The organism is Aeromicrobium sp. HA (assembly GCF_027171405.1).
GTDB lineage: Bacteria > Actinomycetota > Actinomycetes > Propionibacteriales > Nocardioidaceae > Aeromicrobium > Aeromicrobium tamlense.
This window is the reverse complement of sequence record NZ_CP114372.1, coordinates 743,600-761,580: the sequence shown is the minus strand read 5'-3', so window position 1 is coordinate 761,580 and position 17,981 is coordinate 743,600. Positions and strand designations below refer to the sequence as shown.

At 70.2% G+C, this 17,981-nt stretch carries 13 protein-coding genes; 3 read left to right on the top strand and 10 right to left on the bottom strand.

All coding sequences use genetic code 11. The features are described from left to right. The first annotated feature begins 92 nt into the window (after positions 1-92). Positions 93-4,625: an ATP-dependent helicase gene (locus O3S82_RS03675; protein WP_269305601.1), complete on the top strand. Its 4,533-nt coding sequence runs from the start codon at positions 93-95 to the stop codon at positions 4,623-4,625. Next, positions 4,618-5,439 (top strand): DNA-formamidopyrimidine glycosylase family protein, encoded by an 822-nt coding sequence (locus tag O3S82_RS03670; protein ID WP_269305599.1) that lies wholly within the window; start codon positions 4,618-4,620, stop codon positions 5,437-5,439. Before O3S82_RS03675 ends, O3S82_RS03670 begins: the two co-directional genes overlap by 8 nt. Positions 5,440-5,517: 78 nt before the next feature. Here O3S82_RS03670 and O3S82_RS03665 read toward each other — a convergent pair whose 3' ends face one another. Beyond that, a complete protein-coding gene (locus tag O3S82_RS03665) occupies positions 5,518-6,546 on the bottom strand; it encodes an NAD(P)/FAD-dependent oxidoreductase (protein WP_269305597.1) in 1,029 nt (342 codons plus the stop codon). Between the two features lie 43 nt (positions 6,547-6,589). Next, entirely contained in the window at positions 6,590-8,065 is a 1,476-nt protein-coding gene (locus O3S82_RS03660; RefSeq protein WP_269305595.1) for a flavin-containing monooxygenase, read from the bottom strand. Positions 8,066-8,210: 145 nt separating this feature from the next. On the opposite strand from O3S82_RS03660, the gene O3S82_RS03655 reads away from it, so the two are divergent. Continuing rightward, a complete protein-coding gene (locus O3S82_RS03655; RefSeq protein ID WP_269305593.1) occupies positions 8,211-8,816 on the top strand; it encodes a vitamin K epoxide reductase family protein in 606 nt (201 codons plus the stop codon). Positions 8,817-8,884: 68 nt separating this feature from the next. Here O3S82_RS03655 and O3S82_RS03650 read toward each other — a convergent pair whose 3' ends face one another. From O3S82_RS03650 to O3S82_RS03615, 8 genes are read right to left on the bottom strand one after another with little or no spacing between them, the layout of a single operon-like run. After that, on the bottom strand, positions 8,885-11,164 hold the full coding sequence (locus O3S82_RS03650) for a hypothetical protein (RefSeq protein WP_269305591.1): 2,280 nt from the start codon (positions 11,162-11,164) through the stop codon (positions 8,885-8,887). Positions 11,165-11,220: 56 nt separating this feature from the next. Continuing rightward, positions 11,221-12,108, bottom strand: a complete 888-nt coding sequence (locus tag O3S82_RS03645; protein ID WP_269305589.1) for a type II secretion system F family protein — start codon at positions 12,106-12,108, stop codon at positions 11,221-11,223. Further along, complete coding sequence (locus tag O3S82_RS03640; protein WP_269305587.1) at positions 12,108-13,058, bottom strand: type II secretion system F family protein; 951 nt, start codon at positions 13,056-13,058, stop codon at positions 12,108-12,110. Before O3S82_RS03640 ends, O3S82_RS03645 begins: the two co-directional genes overlap by 1 nt. Further along, on the bottom strand, positions 13,055-14,416 hold the full coding sequence (locus tag O3S82_RS03635; protein WP_179426032.1) for a CpaF family protein: 1,362 nt from the start codon (positions 14,414-14,416) through the stop codon (positions 13,055-13,057). The genes O3S82_RS03640 and O3S82_RS03635 overlap by 4 nt, the downstream gene beginning before the upstream one ends. Then, a complete protein-coding gene (locus O3S82_RS03630; protein WP_269305585.1) occupies positions 14,413-15,612 on the bottom strand; it encodes an AAA family ATPase in 1,200 nt (399 codons plus the stop codon). The genes O3S82_RS03635 and O3S82_RS03630 overlap by 4 nt, the downstream gene beginning before the upstream one ends. Beyond that, a complete protein-coding gene (gene cpaB, locus O3S82_RS03625; RefSeq protein ID WP_269305583.1) occupies positions 15,609-16,283 on the bottom strand; it encodes a Flp pilus assembly protein CpaB in 675 nt (224 codons plus the stop codon). The genes O3S82_RS03630 and cpaB overlap by 4 nt, the downstream gene beginning before the upstream one ends. Before the next feature lie 26 nt (positions 16,284-16,309). Then, entirely contained in the window at positions 16,310-17,494 is a 1,185-nt protein-coding gene (locus O3S82_RS03620; protein WP_179426038.1) for a TadE/TadG family type IV pilus assembly protein, read from the bottom strand. Further along, on the bottom strand, positions 17,485-17,874 hold the full coding sequence (locus tag O3S82_RS03615) for a TadE family protein (RefSeq protein ID WP_223303439.1): 390 nt from the start codon (positions 17,872-17,874) through the stop codon (positions 17,485-17,487). Before O3S82_RS03615 ends, O3S82_RS03620 begins: the two co-directional genes overlap by 10 nt. Positions 17,875-17,981 lie beyond the last annotated feature (107 nt).

The following is a 17,981-nucleotide window of genomic DNA, read 5'->3' as shown; positions in this document are numbered from 1 at the left end:
CGGGGGCGCGTCCCGGCTTGGAATCCCCGTGATTACCCTGCCCTCCTCCGGCTCGCAGGGCCAGTGTCGGAGTCCGGTGCCACGATGGGTCCATGTCCTTCGGCCCCGCGACCCAGACGTGGTTCGACGAGTCGTTCACCGCACCCACCGGCGCGCAGACCGGCGCGTGGAACGCGATCGAGAACGGCCGCCACACGCTCGTCGTCGCGCCCACGGGCTCGGGCAAGACCCTCGCGGCGTTCCTGTCGGCGATCGACCGGCTGCTGCACCGCGACCCCGAGGCCGAGCCGCGGGGCACCTCGGTCCTCTACATCTCGCCGCTCAAGGCGCTCGCGGTCGACGTCGAGCGCAACCTGCGCTCGCCGCTCGTGGGCATCTCCGGGGTGGCGGCGCGGCTGGGTCACGAGCTCGCGCCGGTGTCCGTGGGCGTGCGCACGGGCGACACGCCCCCGGCCGAGCGGCGACGGCTCCAGTCGCACCCGCCCGACGTCCTCATCACCACGCCCGAGTCCTTGTTCCTGGTCCTCACCTCCGCGGCACGCGAGATGCTCGCCGGCGTCCACACCGTGATCGTCGACGAGGTCCACGCGGTCGCGGGCACCAAGCGCGGCGCCCACCTGGCGGTGTCGCTCGAGCGGCTCGACGACCTGCTCGACTCCCCCGCCCAGCGCATCGGCCTGTCGGCCACGGTCAGCCCGCACGACGAGGTCGCGCGGTTCCTCGGCGGGCGCGCGCCGGTCGAGGTCGTCGCGCCCGACGCGCCCTCGCGGCTCGAGCTGTCGGTGCGGGTGCCGGTCGAGGACCTCACCGAGATGCCGCCGCGGCACGAGGGGCCGCGTGAGGGCAGCGCCGCCCGCGGCCTCGACGAGTCCCGCCCCCAGGAGGCGGGCGGCACGATCTGGCCCCACGTCGAGGAGGCGATCGTCGACGCGATCGAGTCGGCGCGCACCACGATCGTGTTCGCCAACAGCCGCGGCGTGGCCGAGCGGCTCACCCAGCGGCTCAACGAGGTCTGGGTCGAGCGCACCACGGGCGAGCGTCCCCAGCCCGACACCCGCAACCCCGCGCAGATGGGTGGACTCTCGGGGGTCTCCTCGGGGGTCGAGCCGGTGCTGGCGCGCGCCCATCACGGCTCGGTCAGCAAGGAGCAGCGGGCGCTCATCGAGGACGACCTCAAGTCCGGCCGGCTGCGCTGCGTCGTGGCCACCTCCAGCCTCGAGCTCGGCATCGACATGGGTGCGGTCGACCTCGTCATTCAGGTCTCGGCGCCGCCGTCGGTCGCCTCGGGTCTGCAGCGTGTGGGTCGCGCCGGGCACCAGGTCGGCGAGGTCTCGCGCGGGCTCGTGTTCCCCACGGGACGGCACGACCTGCTGTCCACCACGGTCACGGTCGAGCGGATGCTGGCGGGGCGGATCGAGCGCCTCGCGGTGCCGGCCAATCCGCTCGACATCCTCGCCCAGCAGACCATCGCGGCGTGCGCCCTCGAGCCGATCGACGTCGAGGCGTGGTTCGAGACCCTGCGCCGCTCGGCGCCCTTCGCCACCCTGCCGCACGCCGCCTTCGAGGCCACGCTCGACCTCGTCGCCGGGCGCTACCCGTCCGACGAGTTCGCCGAGCTGCGCCCGCGCGCCGTGTGGGACCGTCACGCCGGCACCCTCACCGGGCGGCCGGGCGCCCAGCGCCTGGCAGTCACCAGCGGCGGCACGATCCCCGACCGCGGCATGTTCTCGGTGGTGCTGGCGGGCGAGGAGGGCACGGCCGGGCGCCGCGTCGGCGAGCTCGACGAGGAGATGGTCTACGAGTCGCGCATCAACGACGTGATCGCCCTCGGCGCCACCAGCTGGCGGATCATGGAGATCACGGCCGACCGGGTCATCGTCACGCCCGCGTTCGGCCTGCCCGCGCGGCTGCCGTTCTGGCGTGGCGACGCGATGGGGCGTCCCTACGAGCTCGGCGAGGCGATGGGCGCGTTCCTGCGCGAGCTGAGCGCGATGTCGCCGGCGAAGCAGCGCCGGCGGGTCGAGGAGGTCGGCCTCGACGCCTACGCCGTGGGCAACCTGTCCGCCCTCGTCGCCGACCAGTACGAGGCCACGCGCCAGCTGCCCACCGACACCACGCTCGTCGTCGAGCGGTTCCGCGACGAGGTCGGCGACTGGCGGCTCGTGCTGCTCTCGCCGTACGGCCGTGCCGTGCACGCGCCGTGGGCGCTCGTCGTCGGCCGCCGGATCGAGCAGCGCTACGGCGTCGACGGCGCGGTCGTGGCCTCCGACGACGGCATCGTCGCGCGCGTCCCCGACGTCAGTGGCGAGCCGCCGGGTGCCGAGCTGTTCGACCTCGAGGACCCTGACGACCTCGAGCCCCAGGTCACCGAGCTCGTCGGCGGCTCGGCGCTGTTCGCGGCGCGCTTCCGCGAGTGCGCGGCGCGGGCGCTGCTGCTGCCGCGGCGGAATCCCGGCGCCCGCGCGCCCCTGTGGCAGCAGCGCCGGCGCGCCTCCATGCTGCTCGACGTCACGCGCAAGTACCCCGACTTCCCGATTTTGCTCGAGACCGCGCGCGAGGTGCTCCAGGACGTCTACGACCTGCCCGCGCTGGTCACGCTCGCCCGGCGGATCCGCTCGCGCGAGGTCGCCCTGGTCGAGGTCGGCACCGACAACGCCTCGCCGTTCGCCCAGCGGCTGCTGTTCGGCTACGTCGGCGCGTTCCTCTACGACGGCGACCTGCCCCTGGCCGAGCGGCGCGCGGCCGCGCTCACGCTCGACCCCGAGCTGCTGGGTCAGCTGCTGGGGCGGGCCGACCTGCGCGAGCTGCTCGATCCCGAGGTCGTCGCGCAGACCGAGGCCGAGCTCCAGCGCCTCGTCCCCGAGCGGCACGCCAAGGACCTCGAGGGCGTGGCCGATCTGCTGCGCCTGCTCGGACCGCTCTCGGTCGAGGAGGTCGCCGAGCGCACCCGTGAGGACGTGAGACTGCAGGCCGGCGGCTGGCTCAAGGAGCTGCGCGAGTCGCGGCGCGCCATCGAGGTGCAGGTCGGCGGGCAGGCGCGCTGGGCCGCGATCGAGGACGCCGGCCGGCTGCGCGAGGCGCTGGGCACCGCGCTGCCGCTCGGTGTCGCCGAGGCCCACCTCGCCACCGGTGCCGACCCGCTCGGCGAGCTCGTGGCGCGCTACGCCCGCACCCACGGCCCGTTCACCGGCGAGCACGTCTCGCAGCGCCTCGCACTCGGTCGGGCCGTCGTCCGCGACGCGCTGCAGCGCCTCAGCGAGTCCGGCCGGGTCACCCGCGGCGAGTTCCTGCCGGTCGCGTCCGGCGAGGCCGAGTGGGTCGACACCGAGGTGCTGCGACGACTGCGGAACCGCTCGCTGGCCGCGGCCCGCAAGCAGGTCGAGCCGGTCGACTCCGCCGCGTTCGCGCGCTTCCTGCCGGCCTGGCAGCACGTCGGCTCGCGCCTGCGCGGCGTCGACGGCGTCCTCACCGTGGTCGAGCAGCTGGCCGGCGCCGCGCTGCCCGCCAGCGCGTGGGAGTCGCTCGTGCTGCCCTCGCGCATCAGCGACTACTCCCCCGCCATGCTCGACGAGCTGACCACCGCGGGCGAGGTCACGTGGACCGGCGCCGGCACCCTGCCCGGCCGCGACGGCTGGATCCGGCTGCTGCCGGGCGACACCGCCGGGCCCGCCACCGGCGAGCTCGTCGAGGCCGGCTCCGACACCCCCGCCGGGCGCCTGCTCGAGGTCCTCGGCGACTCGGGCGCCTGGCTGTTCGGCGAGCTCGCCGACCGCGTGGAGGGCGAGCGCGAAGGTCTGGTCGAGGCGCTGTGGGAGCTGGTCTGGAGCGGCCAGGTCAGCAACGACACCTTCGCCCCGGTCCGCAGCCTCGTGGCGGGTGGCGGCTCACACCGCACGAAGCGGCAGGCTCCACGGGCGCGGATGGTGGGTGGGCGCATGCGCGCGCCCCGTGCCGTGGTGCCTCCGATCGCCTCGGGCCGCTGGTTCTCGGTCCCACTCGGCGGGCAGACCACGGCCGAGCACATCGCCCGGGCCGAGACCCTGCTGCACCGGTACGGGGTCGTCACGCGCGGCTCGGTGCAGGCCGAGCAGACCCCGGGTGGCTTCGCCGCCGCCTACCGCGTCCTGCGCGAGATGGAGCAGAACGGCACGGCCCTGCGCGGCTACTTCGTCGACTCGCTCGGGGCCGCCCAGTTCGCGGCGCCGGGCGTCGTCGACCGGCTGCGCTCGTTCGTGCGCGACGCCGACGAGCCCGCCGACTCCCCCGCGGTCACGCTCGCGGCCACCGATCCGGCGAACCCGTTCGGCGCGGCGCTGCCGTGGCCCGATCGCGGTGGCGACGGCCACCGCCCGGCGCGCAAGGCCGGCTCCCTCGTGGTCATCCACGACGGCCGGCCGGTCATCTACCTCGAGCGCGGCGGCAAGTCGGCGCTCACCTTCAGCGACGAGCCCGTCGCGCTGGCCGCCGCGGCCGAGTCCCTCGTGCAGACCGTGCGGCGGGGCCGCCTCGGTCGGGTCACGGTGCAGACCGCCGACGGCGAGCCGGTGGCGTCCACGCCGCTGGGCGAGGCGCTGGCCGCGGCCGGCTTCGAGGCCCACCTGAAGGGGCTGCGACTCGATGCCTGAGGGCGACACCGTCTGGCGTGCCTGTCACCACCTCCACGAGGCGATGGCCGGGCACGTGCTGACGTCCACGGAGTTCCGGGTGCCGCGCTACGCCACCACCGACCTCGCCGGCCAGGTCCTGCGCGAGGTCGTGCCGCGCGGCAAGCACCTGCTGATGCGCACCGACGACTGGACGATCCACTCGCACCTGAAGATGGAGGGCTCGTGGCACCTCTACCGCCCCGCCACCCTGCGCCGCGGCGGGCGCGGGCTGCGGCGTCCGGCTCACACGGTGCGCGCAATCGTCAGCACCGAGGAGTGGTCGGCGGTCGGCTTCAGCCTGGGCGTCGTCGAGGTGCTGCGACGCGAGGACGAGGACACCGTCGTCGGTCACCTCGGACCCGACGTCCTCGATCCCGACTTCGACCGCGAGCTGGCGCTGGCGAACCTCGCGCGCCAGCCCGACCGGCCGATCTTCGTGGCGCTGCACGACCAGCGGGACCTCGCCGGCTTCGGCAACGAGTTCGTCAACGAGATGCTGTTCCTGTCGGCCGTCGACCCCCGAACCCCGGTCGCCGACGTCGACCTCGGCCGCGTGGTCGACCGTGGCGTGAAGCTCATCCGCCTCAACCGCGACCGCACCGAGCGCTCGTTCACCGGCAGCCTGCGCCCCGGCGAGCTGCACTGGGTCTTCGGCCGCACCGACCGTCCGTGCCACCGCTGCGGCACGACCATCCGCGAGATCGCCCTCGGCCCTCCCACCCAGGAGCGCCGCGTCTACTTCTGCCCGAACTGTCAGGCCCCCTCCCCCGCCTCCGGCGGGCCAGATCTGTAGCGCTGTCCACCCTTTCTCGGACTCAACCGACGAAAAAGGGTGGATACCGCTACAGATCTCGCGCGGCCGGGGCCGTGGTCAGCGCTCGCGAATCAGCGGGGCGGCCAGCTGGGCCAGGGCCGGGGCCATCTGGATGCCGTAGCCGGCCTGGCCGACGTAGTGGAAGAAGCCGTCAGCCTTGGCGTCCCAGCGGGCCACGGGGTTGCCGTCGGGAGCGAACGTGCGCAGCCCCGCCCAGGCCGTGCGCACGCTGCGCAGACCGAGCGTGGTCACCGCGTTGACGGCCTCGATGGCGCGCGCGATCTCGAGCTCGTCCGGCTTGGGGTCGCCCGGCTCGTGCAGCGATGCGTCCTGCGGCGAGCACAGCACCGCACCGCCCTCGGCCTTGAAGTAGAAGCCGTCGTCGATGCCCGCCGTGAACGGCACGCCGTCCAGAGACGCGTTCGTCGAGGACTGGAAGATCGTGCGGCGCCGCGGCTCGAGCCGCAGCCGCTCGGCGCCGAACAGCGCGCCCACGACGTCGCCCCAGGCGCCCGAGGCGTTCACCACCACGTCGGCACGGAACACGTCGCCAGCGGTCGTCGTGACCACCCACTCCGAGCCCTCGCGCAGCGCCGAGGCCACCCGGGCCGAGGTCGCGATCGTGCCGCCGCGCGCCCGGAACGCGCGGGCGTAGGCGTGGTGCAGGCCCATGACGTCGAGGGCCAGCGCCGTCTCGTCCCACGCGGCGACCCTGATCTCGCCGGGCCTCAGCACGGGGCACAGCCGCTCGGCCTCGGCGCCGTCGATCAGGTGCGCCTGCGTCTCGGCCGCGAGCCGCTCGACCTCGGCGTCGCGCCCGTTCACCCCGAGCCACAGGCACGACATCGGCGACGCGACGGGCCCGTCGACGTCGAACGGCGGGTCGATCAGGTAGTCGCGGGAGGCGGTGGTCAGCTCGCGGACCACGGGTGGGCCGTAGCTGCCGATCCAGGTCGCGGCCGACCGGCCGGTGGTGTGCACGGCCAGCGACCGCTCGGCCTCCAGCACGAGGACCTCGCGGTCGGCGGCCAGCTCGTACGCGACGGCGACGCCGGAGATCCCGCCGCCGATGACGATGACGTCCATCGACCCATCATGGCCGACCCGCGCGGGAACGGCGGGTGAACCGTCAGGCCACGCCGGAGCGCGTGGCCGGAAGGTCGGCGCGACGCACCCACACCATGTCCTCGTCGAGGTCGGTGCGCCGCGCGTCCCAGCTGTCGAGGAACCAGTTCTGCCGCACCTTCCACGGCGTGCGGGCGCCCGACTTCGGCAGCAGCTCGTCGGCGCGTGCGATGTAGCCCGAGGACAGGTCGAGCAGTCGCGCGTCGTGGCCGAAGTCGGCGTCCGGGTCGGGGATGCCGTACGCGTAGCCCTTCGCGTCGAGATGGTTCAGGTAGTCGGCCACGTACTTCCAGGTCAGGTCGGCCCGCAGTGTCCACGACGCGTTCGTGTACCCGACGCACCACGCCAGGTTGGGCACGCCGCTGAACATCTGCCCCTTGTAGGTGTAGAGCTCGTGCGGGTTCACCTTGGTGCCGTCGATGCTGACGTCGATCTGGCCCAGCGCCACCAGCTTGAGGCCCGTCGCCGTGACGACGATGTCGGCGTCGAGGTGCTCGCCGGACGCCAGCGCGACGCCCTTCGGCGTGAGCTCGGTGATCCGGTCGGTGACGATCTCGGCCTTGCCCGCGCGCACCGCCTGGTAGAGGTCGCCGCCGGGCACGACGCACAGCCGCTGGTCCCACGGCTTGTACGGCGGCGTCAGGCTGTCGCGGTCGACGCCGGGCATCGACCTGCCGGTGAGTCCCAGCAGGATCGACCGCGACGCCCGCGGGAACGCGCGGCAGAACATGTAGAAGCCCACGGTCATCACGGCGTAGCGCAGTCGCGCGACCCGGTGGACGAGGCCGGCGGGCAGCACCTTGCGGGCCGCGTTGGCGACCGGGTCGCTGCCGGGCTGGCTCAGGACGTAGGTGGGCGTGCGCTGCAGCATCGTGACCTTCTCGGCGTCCTTGGCCATCGACGGCAGCAGCGTGACGGCCGTGGCGCCCGAGCCGATCACGACGACCTTCTTGCCGGCGTGGTCGAGGCCCTCGGGCCAGAACTGCGGGTGCACGACCTCCCCCTCGAAGTCCTCGAGGCCCGGGAAGTCGGGCGTGTAGCCCTCCTCGTAGGAGTAGTAGCCGCTGCAGAGATAGAGGAACGAGGCGGTGACGACCTCGGTGGAGCCGTCCTTCACCGTGCTGGTGACCGTCCAGGTGGCGTCGTCGCTCGACCACTCGGCGGTGGTGACGCGACGCCCGAACCGGATCCGGTCGGCGATGCCGTGCTTGGCGGCCGTGGTCTCGAGGTAGTGGCGGATGTCGTCGCCGTCCGCGATCGCCTTGGGGTGCGTCCACGGCTCGAACGGGAAGCTCAGCGTGTACATGTCGGAGTCGGACCGGACGCCCGGGTACCGGAAGAGGTCCCAGGTGCCGCCGATCGCGTCACGCTGCTCCAGCACGGCGTACGACTTGCCCGGGGCTCGCTCCTGGAGGCGGTAGGCGGCCCCGATGCCCGACAGGCCGGCACCGACGATGAGGACGTCGACGTGTTCGGTCATTGCACACTCCTATGTGACATTGGTGATGTCACATTAGCAGCACGTGTGGCGCACGTCACCGGCTCGCGTCACTCGGAGTTGCGGAGCGGCTCGTGAGCCCGTTCAGCGCCGGAGCCATGACCCGTGCCCCTCTAGAATGTGCGGCATGACCGCCGTTGCCTCCGACGCGCCTGCGCCGGCACCTGCCGAAGACTCCCCGCGCTCCGATCGCGGACTGGGGATCTTCCTCGTCGTGACCGGAGCCATCGCGCTGTGGTCGTCGCTGATCCTCACGTACGATAAGATCTCGCTGCTCAAGGGCGAGGCCGCGGGCACCGCGAAGGAGCTCGGCTGCGACCTGTCGGCGTTCGTCAGCTGCAGCAGCGTCGTCAGCTCGGACCAGTCCGAGGCGTTCGGCTTCCCGAACACGTTCATGGGCATCGTCGGCTTCAGCGTCGTGGTGACGCTGGGCGTCCTGCTGGCCTCCGGCGTGGTGTTCCCGCGCTGGATCTGGGTCGGCCTCGGACTCGGCACGCTGTTCGGCATCGGCTTCGTCACCTGGCTGCAGTACCAGGCGATCTTCGAAATCGGGAAGCTCTGCCCCTGGTGCATGGTCGTCTGGGCGATGATGATCCCGATGTTCGTCGTGGTCGCCGGCCGCGTCACCGGCAGCCGCTTCCTCAAGAACTGGGCGGTTCTGATCTCGGCCCTGTGGATCGTCGCCGTCGTGGCCACGATCTGGTTCGAGTTCGGCGAGACCCTCTGGGCCTGACGCCCTTCTCCCCCACGCAACGACGACGGCCCGGCTGGTGATCCAGCCGGGCCGTCGTCGTTCTGGTGCTACTTCTTGGCGATCTTCGTGAATCCGGAGTACCGGGACACCGTGGTGTACCCCGACTTGTACGCGGTGATCCGCACGCGGATCTTCTTGCCGCGGTACTTCTTCGGGATCTTGTAGCTCGACTTCGTCGCCTTCGAGATCCGCTTCGAGCCCACGTACCACTGGTAGCGGTACGTGACCGGAGCCGGACGCCACGACGCCGAGGCTCGCAACGTGCCCTTGTAGCGGGCCGAGCCGAACACACGCGGCGTGTTCGTCGTCAGCACGCCACGGGCCACCGCACGGGTCGCCGGGCTCGAGATCGTGATCGGCGCGTACCCCGTGCGCTCACCCCGGACCTGGACGACGATCGACTTGCCCACCGCGCTCGCAGGAACGGTGTACATCGTCGAGGTGCCCTCCTGCGCGATGCGTCCGCCGACGAGCCACGTGTAGCGACGCGTCGCAGGCGAGACCGGAGTCCATCCCGTCGCACTGGCCGTCAGGCGCTGACCCACGCGCAGCGTGCCGGTCACCGCCACCTTGCCCCCGGTGAACGAGGCACCCGTGATCCTGACGGTCGGGGTGGCGAACGACTTGGGGTTGTAACCGGCACGGATGCCCTTGACCACGGCGTGCACGTCGGAACCGATCAGCCCCGAGGTCGGCGTAAAGGTGGCGCGCGTCTGACTCGGGATCTTCACACCGTCGGCGAACCACTCGTACTCGAACTTGTCGGCCAGCGGCGTCCACGTGCCAGGAACAGCCGTGAGGGGCTTGCCCTGGACGCCCGATCCCTCGATGCGAGGAGTCGGGGTGGAGGTGAAGTCGAGATTCGTCACGGGGACCGTGGGAGAGCTCTCGATGGTCATGTCGTCGAAGTTGAGCCGACGCGCGGTCACCCGAACGCGGATGACCTTGCCCGCCTGCGCAGCGGTGACCTTGAACGTCTCACCCGTCTCGCCCGAGATCGGCTGGTTGTCCATCCACCACTGGTAGGAGAAGGAGTCCGGTCGGGGCGAGAAGCTGCCCGTGGAGGCACTCAGCGTGTCGTTGACCTGGATGTCGGCTCGCGGCTTGGTGATCGTCGGCACCGCGTTGTTCGTGAAGACGCCGTCCTGGATGGGCAGCGTGGGGGTCCACTGGGCCGAGGCGGGGCTGGGGAAGGTCTCCGACCGGTAGCCGTCCTTCTTGCCGGTGACCACCGCCATCAGGCAGTGGCCCTTCTCGTCGATCGTCGGCGCGAAGGACTGACGGTCGGCGTCGGGGATCAACTGCCAGTTCTTCATGATCGGGTCGTTGCAGTTCGGCGTCTCGATCCAGTACCGGTACCAGCGGAAGCGCAGGTCGACCCCTCCGGGGTGCCAACCGTTGTCCGCTGCGTCGTAGCGCTCGATCTGCGGGGTGTCGGGCTTGAGGTCGACCGTCAGGATGTTCTGCACCCCACGGTGGCCGACGACGACGGACGGTTGGAGCGGCATGAGGCCCGTCTCCGCGGCGGACGACGTCGAGCACGTCGTCTTGCGCACGCGGTCGACCAGCGCGACGGAGTCGAGCGAGTTGTTCCCGGCGTCCGCGATCGACAGCGTGACCGACGACTGGCCCGCGAGCGGCACCTCGAACGTCTCCACAGACGTGAAGTGGTTGAAGGGCGTGACGTCCGGGAGCAGCGGAGCGGACTGATCTTCCGGCTGACGCTCGAACTCCTGGTTGATGCCGTGCCAGTACTTGACGGCGTTGACGTTCATCGGCTTGGGCTCGAGGTAGCGCGAGTCGTTCGGCCGGTCCTGGACAATCTGACTGAAGTAACGGACACCGGTGTGCATCGCGTACTCGGTCTCGTCGCCGGCACGCTTCAAGGAGATCGTGTCGCCCGGCACCGTCTCGGCGTACGTGTGGACGCGCTCCTCGGTGCCCATCGCGACGTCGACCAGCAGGCACTCGTTCGCCGACGCGGATGCGACGTCGAACGTCAGCGACACCTTGTCGTCGTCACCGTCCAGGTTCGTCGACGGCTGGAGGCCCGGCACGCTCATGTTGAACAGGTCGGACGCCAGACCGGTCGAGAGCACCGCGTACTGCGCGTTGCCGAACCGGCTCGGGAAGTCGTTGAACTTCCGGGTCTGGACGCCGAAGCCCCGCGGGTCGCCCGCCTGCGTGACCGTGATGCCGGCCGGCAGATCGAGTGCGGTCGCCAGGGCGGCGTCGGACGCGTCAGCGTGGGCGGTGCCCACCGACGACGCCGCGAGCAGTCCGCCCAGCAGCGTGCCCGCGATGACCGGGCTGGTGTACCTGCGCATTGGATGTCCCCTCTGATCCGAAAAGCCGACGCCGGGTGCAGTTCCCCGGCGGCGGGTCATGCAGCCTTGAACTGAGCGATCGCCGCGATGATCGCGGGACCGATGACGATGATGAACAGCACCGGCAGGATCGTGCCCATGAGGGGCAGCAGCATCTTGACGGGAATCTGGTTGGCGACACCCTCCGCGCGCAGGCGTCGGCCCATGCGCATCTCGTTGGCCTGGTCGCGCACGATGTCCGACACCGGGACGCCGAACTCCTCGCCCTGCAGGATCGAGCGCACGAACTTGCGCAGCTCGTCCACGTCGGTGCGGGCGACGAGCGACTCGTAGGCCTCGCGGCGCGGCAGGCCCAGGCTGATGTCCTGGACCGTGCGGACGATCTCGTCGGCCAGCGGGCCCTTGCCGGTCTGTCCGGTGCGGGCGAGCGCGTTCTCGAAGCTCGTGCCGGACTCGATCGAGATGGTGATCTGGTCGAGCATGTCGGGCAGCGCGTACTGGATCTCCTCCTGGCGCCGCACCGCCTTGCCGTTGATGATGATGTCGGGCGCGAAGTAGCCCATGACCGGCGCGCCGATCAGCAGCATCCAGCCGAGCAGGCCGCCCTGGCCCGAGAAGATCATGATGCCGACGCCCACGCCGAAGGCTCCGAAGATGACCTTCTGCAGGAGGATCTTGGCGACGCTCGAGCCCTCGGGGCGACCGGCGAGCATGTAGTTGCGCTCGGCCTTGTCCACGATCGAGCGCGGCGTCAGTCGGTAGCCGAGACCGCTCTTCGTCGTGCCCTGGTGCAGGTCCTTCGCCGAGCCTCCGACGACGACCTCGGACTCGGTCAGCTCGCGCAGGCGCGCGGCGGCCGCCGACTCCTGCTTGCCGAAGACGCCGAGCGCCTTGAACAGCAGGCCCAGCGCGATGAAGATCGAGACGATACCGATGAGGAGCATCAGAGTTTCACCTTCGTGATGGACCGGAGCCACAGGCCACCGAGCGTGTAGAACACCAGGCTGATGATCAGCAGGATCTTGCCCGCGCCGGTGTTGAACAGCGGCATCATGTAGGCCCTGTTCACCAGCAGGAACAGCAGGCCGACGGCCACCGGCAGGCTCATCAGGATGAGCGCCGATGCCTTGCCCTCGGCGGCGAGCGACTCGACCTTCATCCGCAGTTCGTTGCGCTGCGAGATCGTCTCGGTGACGCGGTCGAGGATCTCGCTCAGGCGACCGCCCGACTCACGCTGGATCGCCACGGCCTCGGTGACCCACATGAAGTCGGCGCTCTGCATCCGCTCGGCGGTGTCCTTCATGCCGTCGATCAGATCGCGACCCAAGCGGGTCTCGTTGACGATCCGGGCGAGCTCCTCGCCCATCGGCTCGTCCATCTCGGCGGCGACGCTGCCCAGCGCATTCGGCACGTTCATGCCCGACTTCAGCGCCGAGCTGAACTGCGACATGGTCTCGGACATCTGCTGGCCGAACTTCTCGCGGCGGCGCGAGGTCTTCACGCCGACGTACATCTTCACCAGGAACGGAGCCGCCAGCAGCAGGATGACACCGAAGAACAGCGAGCTCGTCAGCGCGAGGCCCGCCGTGAACGCGACGAACGCGATCAGCAGCGTCGTGGCGACCACCGAGGTGACGCTGGACTTGATCCCGGCCAGCGCCAGCTCCTCCTCCGAGAACGGCTTGAGGCCGAACGTCGAGAGGACCTTGTCGATGAGGTCGTAGACCGGGGTCGACGTCTGGATCCGCTGACCCTCCGTGGCCACGCCGCCGGCGGCCTCGGCCCTCATCTGCTCGGAGCGCAGGTTGGCCAGGTCCGGCTGCAGCATGGCGTAGCCGAACGCCGCGACGGCGACCAGGATCGACACGACGCCGATCGACAGCAGACCGGTCATGAAGCGGACTCCTCGCGTGCGGTGAGCAGGTGCGGCGGCACGTGGATGCCGCGCTCCTCGAGCAGGTCGACCAGGTGGGCGCCGTCGCCGACGGCCTTGACGGTGCCACGGGGGTGGCCGTCCTCGTCGTAGCCGGCACCGAAGTCGAAGCGGTAGAGGTCACGCAGCACGGGCTCGTCGTCCTGGACACCGACCAGCTCGGTGACGTAGGTGATGCGGCGCGAGCCGTCGCGCAGGCGCGAGATCTGGACGATCATGTCGACGGCCGAGCCGATCTGCTCGCGGATCGCGCGCAGCGGCAGGTCCATGCCGGCCATCAGCACGAGCGTCTCGAGACGCGCGATGCAGTCGCGCGGCGAGTTGGCGTGCAGGGTGGAGATCGAGCCGTCGTGACCCGTGTTCATCGCCTGCAGCATGTCGAGCGCCTCTCCCGAGCGGCACTCGCCGATGACGACACGGTCGGGACGCATGCGCAGCGAGTTCTTGACCAGGTCGCGGATCGTGACCTCGCCGCGACCCTCGATGTTCGCGGGCCGAGCCTCGAGCTGGACGACGTGCGTCTGCTGCAGCTTGAGCTCGATGGCGTCCTCGATCGTGACGATGCGCTCGTCCTCGGGGATGAACGACGAGAGCACGTTGAGCAGGGTGGTCTTGCCGGTGCCGGTACCGCCCGAGACCAGGATGTTGAGGCGACCGCGCACGCACAGCTCGAGCAGCTCGGCAAGCTGCGGGCTCATCGACCCGTAGTTGATGAGGTCCTGGATGCTGAGCGCCTTCTTGGCGAACTTGCGGATCGTGAGCGACGAGCCGCGCACGGCCAGCGGCGGGATGACGGCGTTGACGCGCGAGCCGTCGGTCAGGCGGGCGTCAACCAGCGGCGAGGACTCGTCGATGCGGCGGCCGACCTTGCCGACGATGCGCTCGATGACGCGCCGCAGCTGGTCCTCGGAGCTGAAGGACTCGTCGGCCAGCGTCAGCTTGCCCTTGCGCTCGACGAAGATCTGCTCCGGGTGGTTGACCATGATCTCGCTGACGTCGTCGTCGTCGAGCAGGCGCTGGATGGGGCCGAGGCCGAGCGCGTCGTCCTCGATCTCGCGCATGAGCTGCGCGCGCTCGGAGGCACCGAGCTGGACGTGCTCCTCCTGCAGGATGAGCTCGAGCTCGGAGCGGACGAAGTCACGCAGCTGCAGGTCGGTCAGCGAGGCGTCGTTGATGCGCGAGCCGATGCGTCGGAACAGCGACTCCACCGAGCGCTTCTTCAGGTCGTCGAGCACCGCGGAGCGCTGCAGGACGGTCGTGGGGCGGTTGGCGGTGTCGGAGACCTTCTCGGCGGCCAAGAGCCGGTCGGTGATGCTCATTCGTCCCTCCTGAACAGTCCACCTCGGCGGCGAGCGGTCTCGCCGCGCAGCTTCGCCACGAGCGCGTCGACGGCTCCGGAGAGCTCGGCCGAGCGCTTCGCCTGCGCCAGGGGCCTGCCGGTGTTGACCGACAGCGCGATGTCGACCGAGCGAGCGATCGACACGTCGACCGGCATCCGCATCGCCTGGGCGATGTCGTCGATCTCCAGGCCGGTGCCGGACTCGGTCATGTTGACCACGAGGTGGCGGTTCCGCGGCAGCAGGTCGATCCGGTCGAGCAGGTCGGCGGCACGACGCAGCGCCTTGACGCTCGACACGTCCATCGTCGTCACCATGATCACGTCGGTTGCGACCTCGAGCGCGGCCATCGTCTCGTCGGTGAGGCCCGAGCCCGTGTCGACGACGACGAACGCGTAGTCCGTGGACAGCTGGCGCAGCAGGTTGCTCTCCTGGTGCGGCGAGATCTTCTCCAGGGCCGCCGGCGACTCGGAGGCGGCCAGCACGAGCAGCTTCTCGTCGAAGGCGTTGAGCAGGCCCTTCACCACGAGGGGCGGATGAACGGCCTCCTCGGTGAACGCGTCCTCGAGGGTGTGCTGGGCACTGATGTTCAGGACGCTCGCGACGTCGCCGAACTGGGAGTCGAAGTCGACGATGACCGTGTCGAGCGGGGCGCGCCGCGACAGGGCGATCGCGAGGTTCGTGGAGATGGTGGTCTTGCCGACCCCGCCCTTGGGCGACAGCACCACGACCACGCGGTGCTCGTCGGGGTCGATCTTGACGACGGGCGCCGCGGGGACCGGCGGAGTCGCGTCGCGCTCACTGGTCGCGCCCGGCATGGCCGAGCCGATGTGACGGGCCAGCAGCCGCTCGATCTCGAGGTCGGAGGAGATCGCCGCAACCGCCTCCACGACGCCGAACTGCCGCTGCTCGGAGGACAGCGGCTCAGGGGACTCTCGGACCAGCACGACGGGGACGTCCAGCTGGTGGTCATGGACGATGTCGGCCAGCTCCATGGACTGCTCGTCATCGACGTCCTCGCAGATGACCACGAGGTCGATCGCCCTCATCGTGCCCAGCATGGAGTTGAGCGCGTGCTCGGTGAACGTGGGCTTGAGGCCCACGACCTGACGGTCTGCGACGCGCCGCAGCCTTCCCGCGTAGGGGCTGGACTCGGTGATGACGACGATGATGCTCACTTGAAGAGTGTCCCCACATCCACGGCCGAGGCACCGTCACGGTTGGTCTTCTCGTTCTGCACGGTGAGACGGACCTGTCCGAACTGGGCAGCGGCAGCCACCTGTGTGGCCTGGGAGGTGTTCACCGCGAGGGTGACCACCATGGTGTTGTCCTCGTTGGACTTGACGTTCGTGACCAGGACGTTCTGCGCGATCATGCGACTGCGCTTGTCCTTGTCCTGCTCGACGGTGGCGATGACACCGACGCGAACGCCTTCCTCGATGCGCTCCCCGACGCCGGCCGCGGCGTCGAGCGAGACCGACATCTCCTGCAGGCCGTCCGGCACGTCCGCCTGCGACGCGGCCTTGGCACCCTTCTCGTCGAAGCGAGACTCCAGCAGGAGCTCGCCCGCGACGAGGGGGACGGTGGACTTCAGACCCTCGATCTTCTTGAGGTCGTTGATGGCACCCTTCGCGGTGGCGGCGTTGGGCAGCTGGACGAGCTCGACGTTGTCCTTCACGGTCGCAGCGTCGGCGTTCGCGCTGATGTCGTTCGCGACCCGGTAGACCTCCACCATCTCGGCACCCTCGAACGCGCGGTTCTTGGCGCTCGCCGCGTACGCGACGACAGCGCCGATGCCGATGATCGCGAACAGAGCGGCGGCGATGGCGGCGATCACGCGAGAGTTCATGAACCGTGTCCTTCAGGTAGTGAGTGTCAGTCGACGAGCTTGACGCTGGCGAGGCCCAGGTTGGGCGCCTCGCCGCTGAGGCCGGAGCCCGTGTTGTTGTAGAACGACCCGTACTGGGTGAAGCCGTTGAAGAGGGCGCCCTCGGACGAGCGGACGAACTGCCCGCGGACGCCGGCGCACCCGCCGCCGATGGTGGCGAAGTTGAACTTCATGTCGCAGTTGTTGGTGTAGCTGAGCGCCGAGAAGCTGGGCTGCACGCCGAAGTAGATGAACGGGTAGTTGACCCACTTGTCGACCCTGAAGGGCGCGAAGCCGAGGATCACCAGGCGGCTCGGGTAGGTCACCGAGCCCCAGAAGACCGACTTCTTCTCCACCGCGTAGATCGGCATCATGACGACGCTGCCGTTACCGACGCCGGCGAGCTTGCTCTCCATGCACGTGTCGGCGGTGATGAGCGACCAGTCGTCCAGCATGTTGCGGTAGACATCCCAGAGGTTGGCGCTGAAGTCGCAGTTCGTGTTGACGCCCGGGAAGAACGAGCGCGTGAAGTACATGGCCTGGCCGACCGAGGTGTAGCCCGAGGCCGAGCCGCGCTTGCCGTAGACCGTGGCCGCCGTCGCGCCCGTACCCGGGCAGCTGGACTCGTTCGTGCTGTAGCGGGCCCACAGATAGGTGCGCATCGCACCGGGCGACGTCGCCGAGCCCGGCTGGGCCGCCAGCCAGTCGCAGTAGGGCAGGCCCATCGGGATCAGCTTCGTGCCGACCAACGGCACGGTGCCCCACGACGCAGTGGCCTCGGCCCGGACCGTACTGGCCGAGTCGCCCAGGACGCGCGCGAAGGTGTGGTTGACATTCTTCGAGACGCGCACGGTGACCTTGCCGTCGTCGAAGACGGGGCTCTTCGTCACTCCGTCCTTGAGCGTCTGGGCCGAGACGCTGGCGCCGGCGTTCTGCTGGGCGTACCAGGTCGCGGTGCTGGGGTTGCATGACGAGGTCTTCTTGAGCGAGCAGTCCGTGGCCAGCGCCAGGACGGCCTGGTCGGCGGCGTTCTGCACCGCGGCCTTCTCACTGGAGGCGACGGCGAAGTCGATGGAGACGGCGGCCATGCCGAGCAGGGCGACCATCGAGAGGGTCACCAGGACGATCGTGGCGCCCTTCTCCTTCTTGCGGAGCCCGAACCGGCGCGACCGGGGACGAGTCGTCAGTTGCATTGCGCCACGCCCTTTCCGCGGTAGGTGAAGCTGGCACCGAAGAGACCGGTGTAGGTGGGTCGGGTGACCGTGGTCGTCACGGTGACCGCCTGGCCGGCCGTGGCGGTCGTGCAGTCGATGTTCCGGGTGACGTTGGCCGTCGGGGCCATCCCGGTCACGTTGGCTCGTGCCGTGTTCCAGTTGCGGTCGACCGCGTAGTTCCGGGCCGCGATCTGCGTCGCGTTGTTCAGCTGGGTCCGGTAGTTGAACGCCATGCCGAACTCGACGATCCCGATGATGATCGTCATCAGGATGGGGACGACGAGGGCGAACTCCACGGCCGCAACACCGCGCTCGCGCTCGCGGCGCGAACGTCGTGTCCAGGTCGTGAAGTGCAGCATCACGTCTCCTCCCTCAAGGACTCGTGGGTGGGGCGTCGGTGCCCCGGGGACGGGTGTGCCGCGCCGCGATTCGCGACGCGGCACACCCCAGGTCGGTTCGTCGTGCG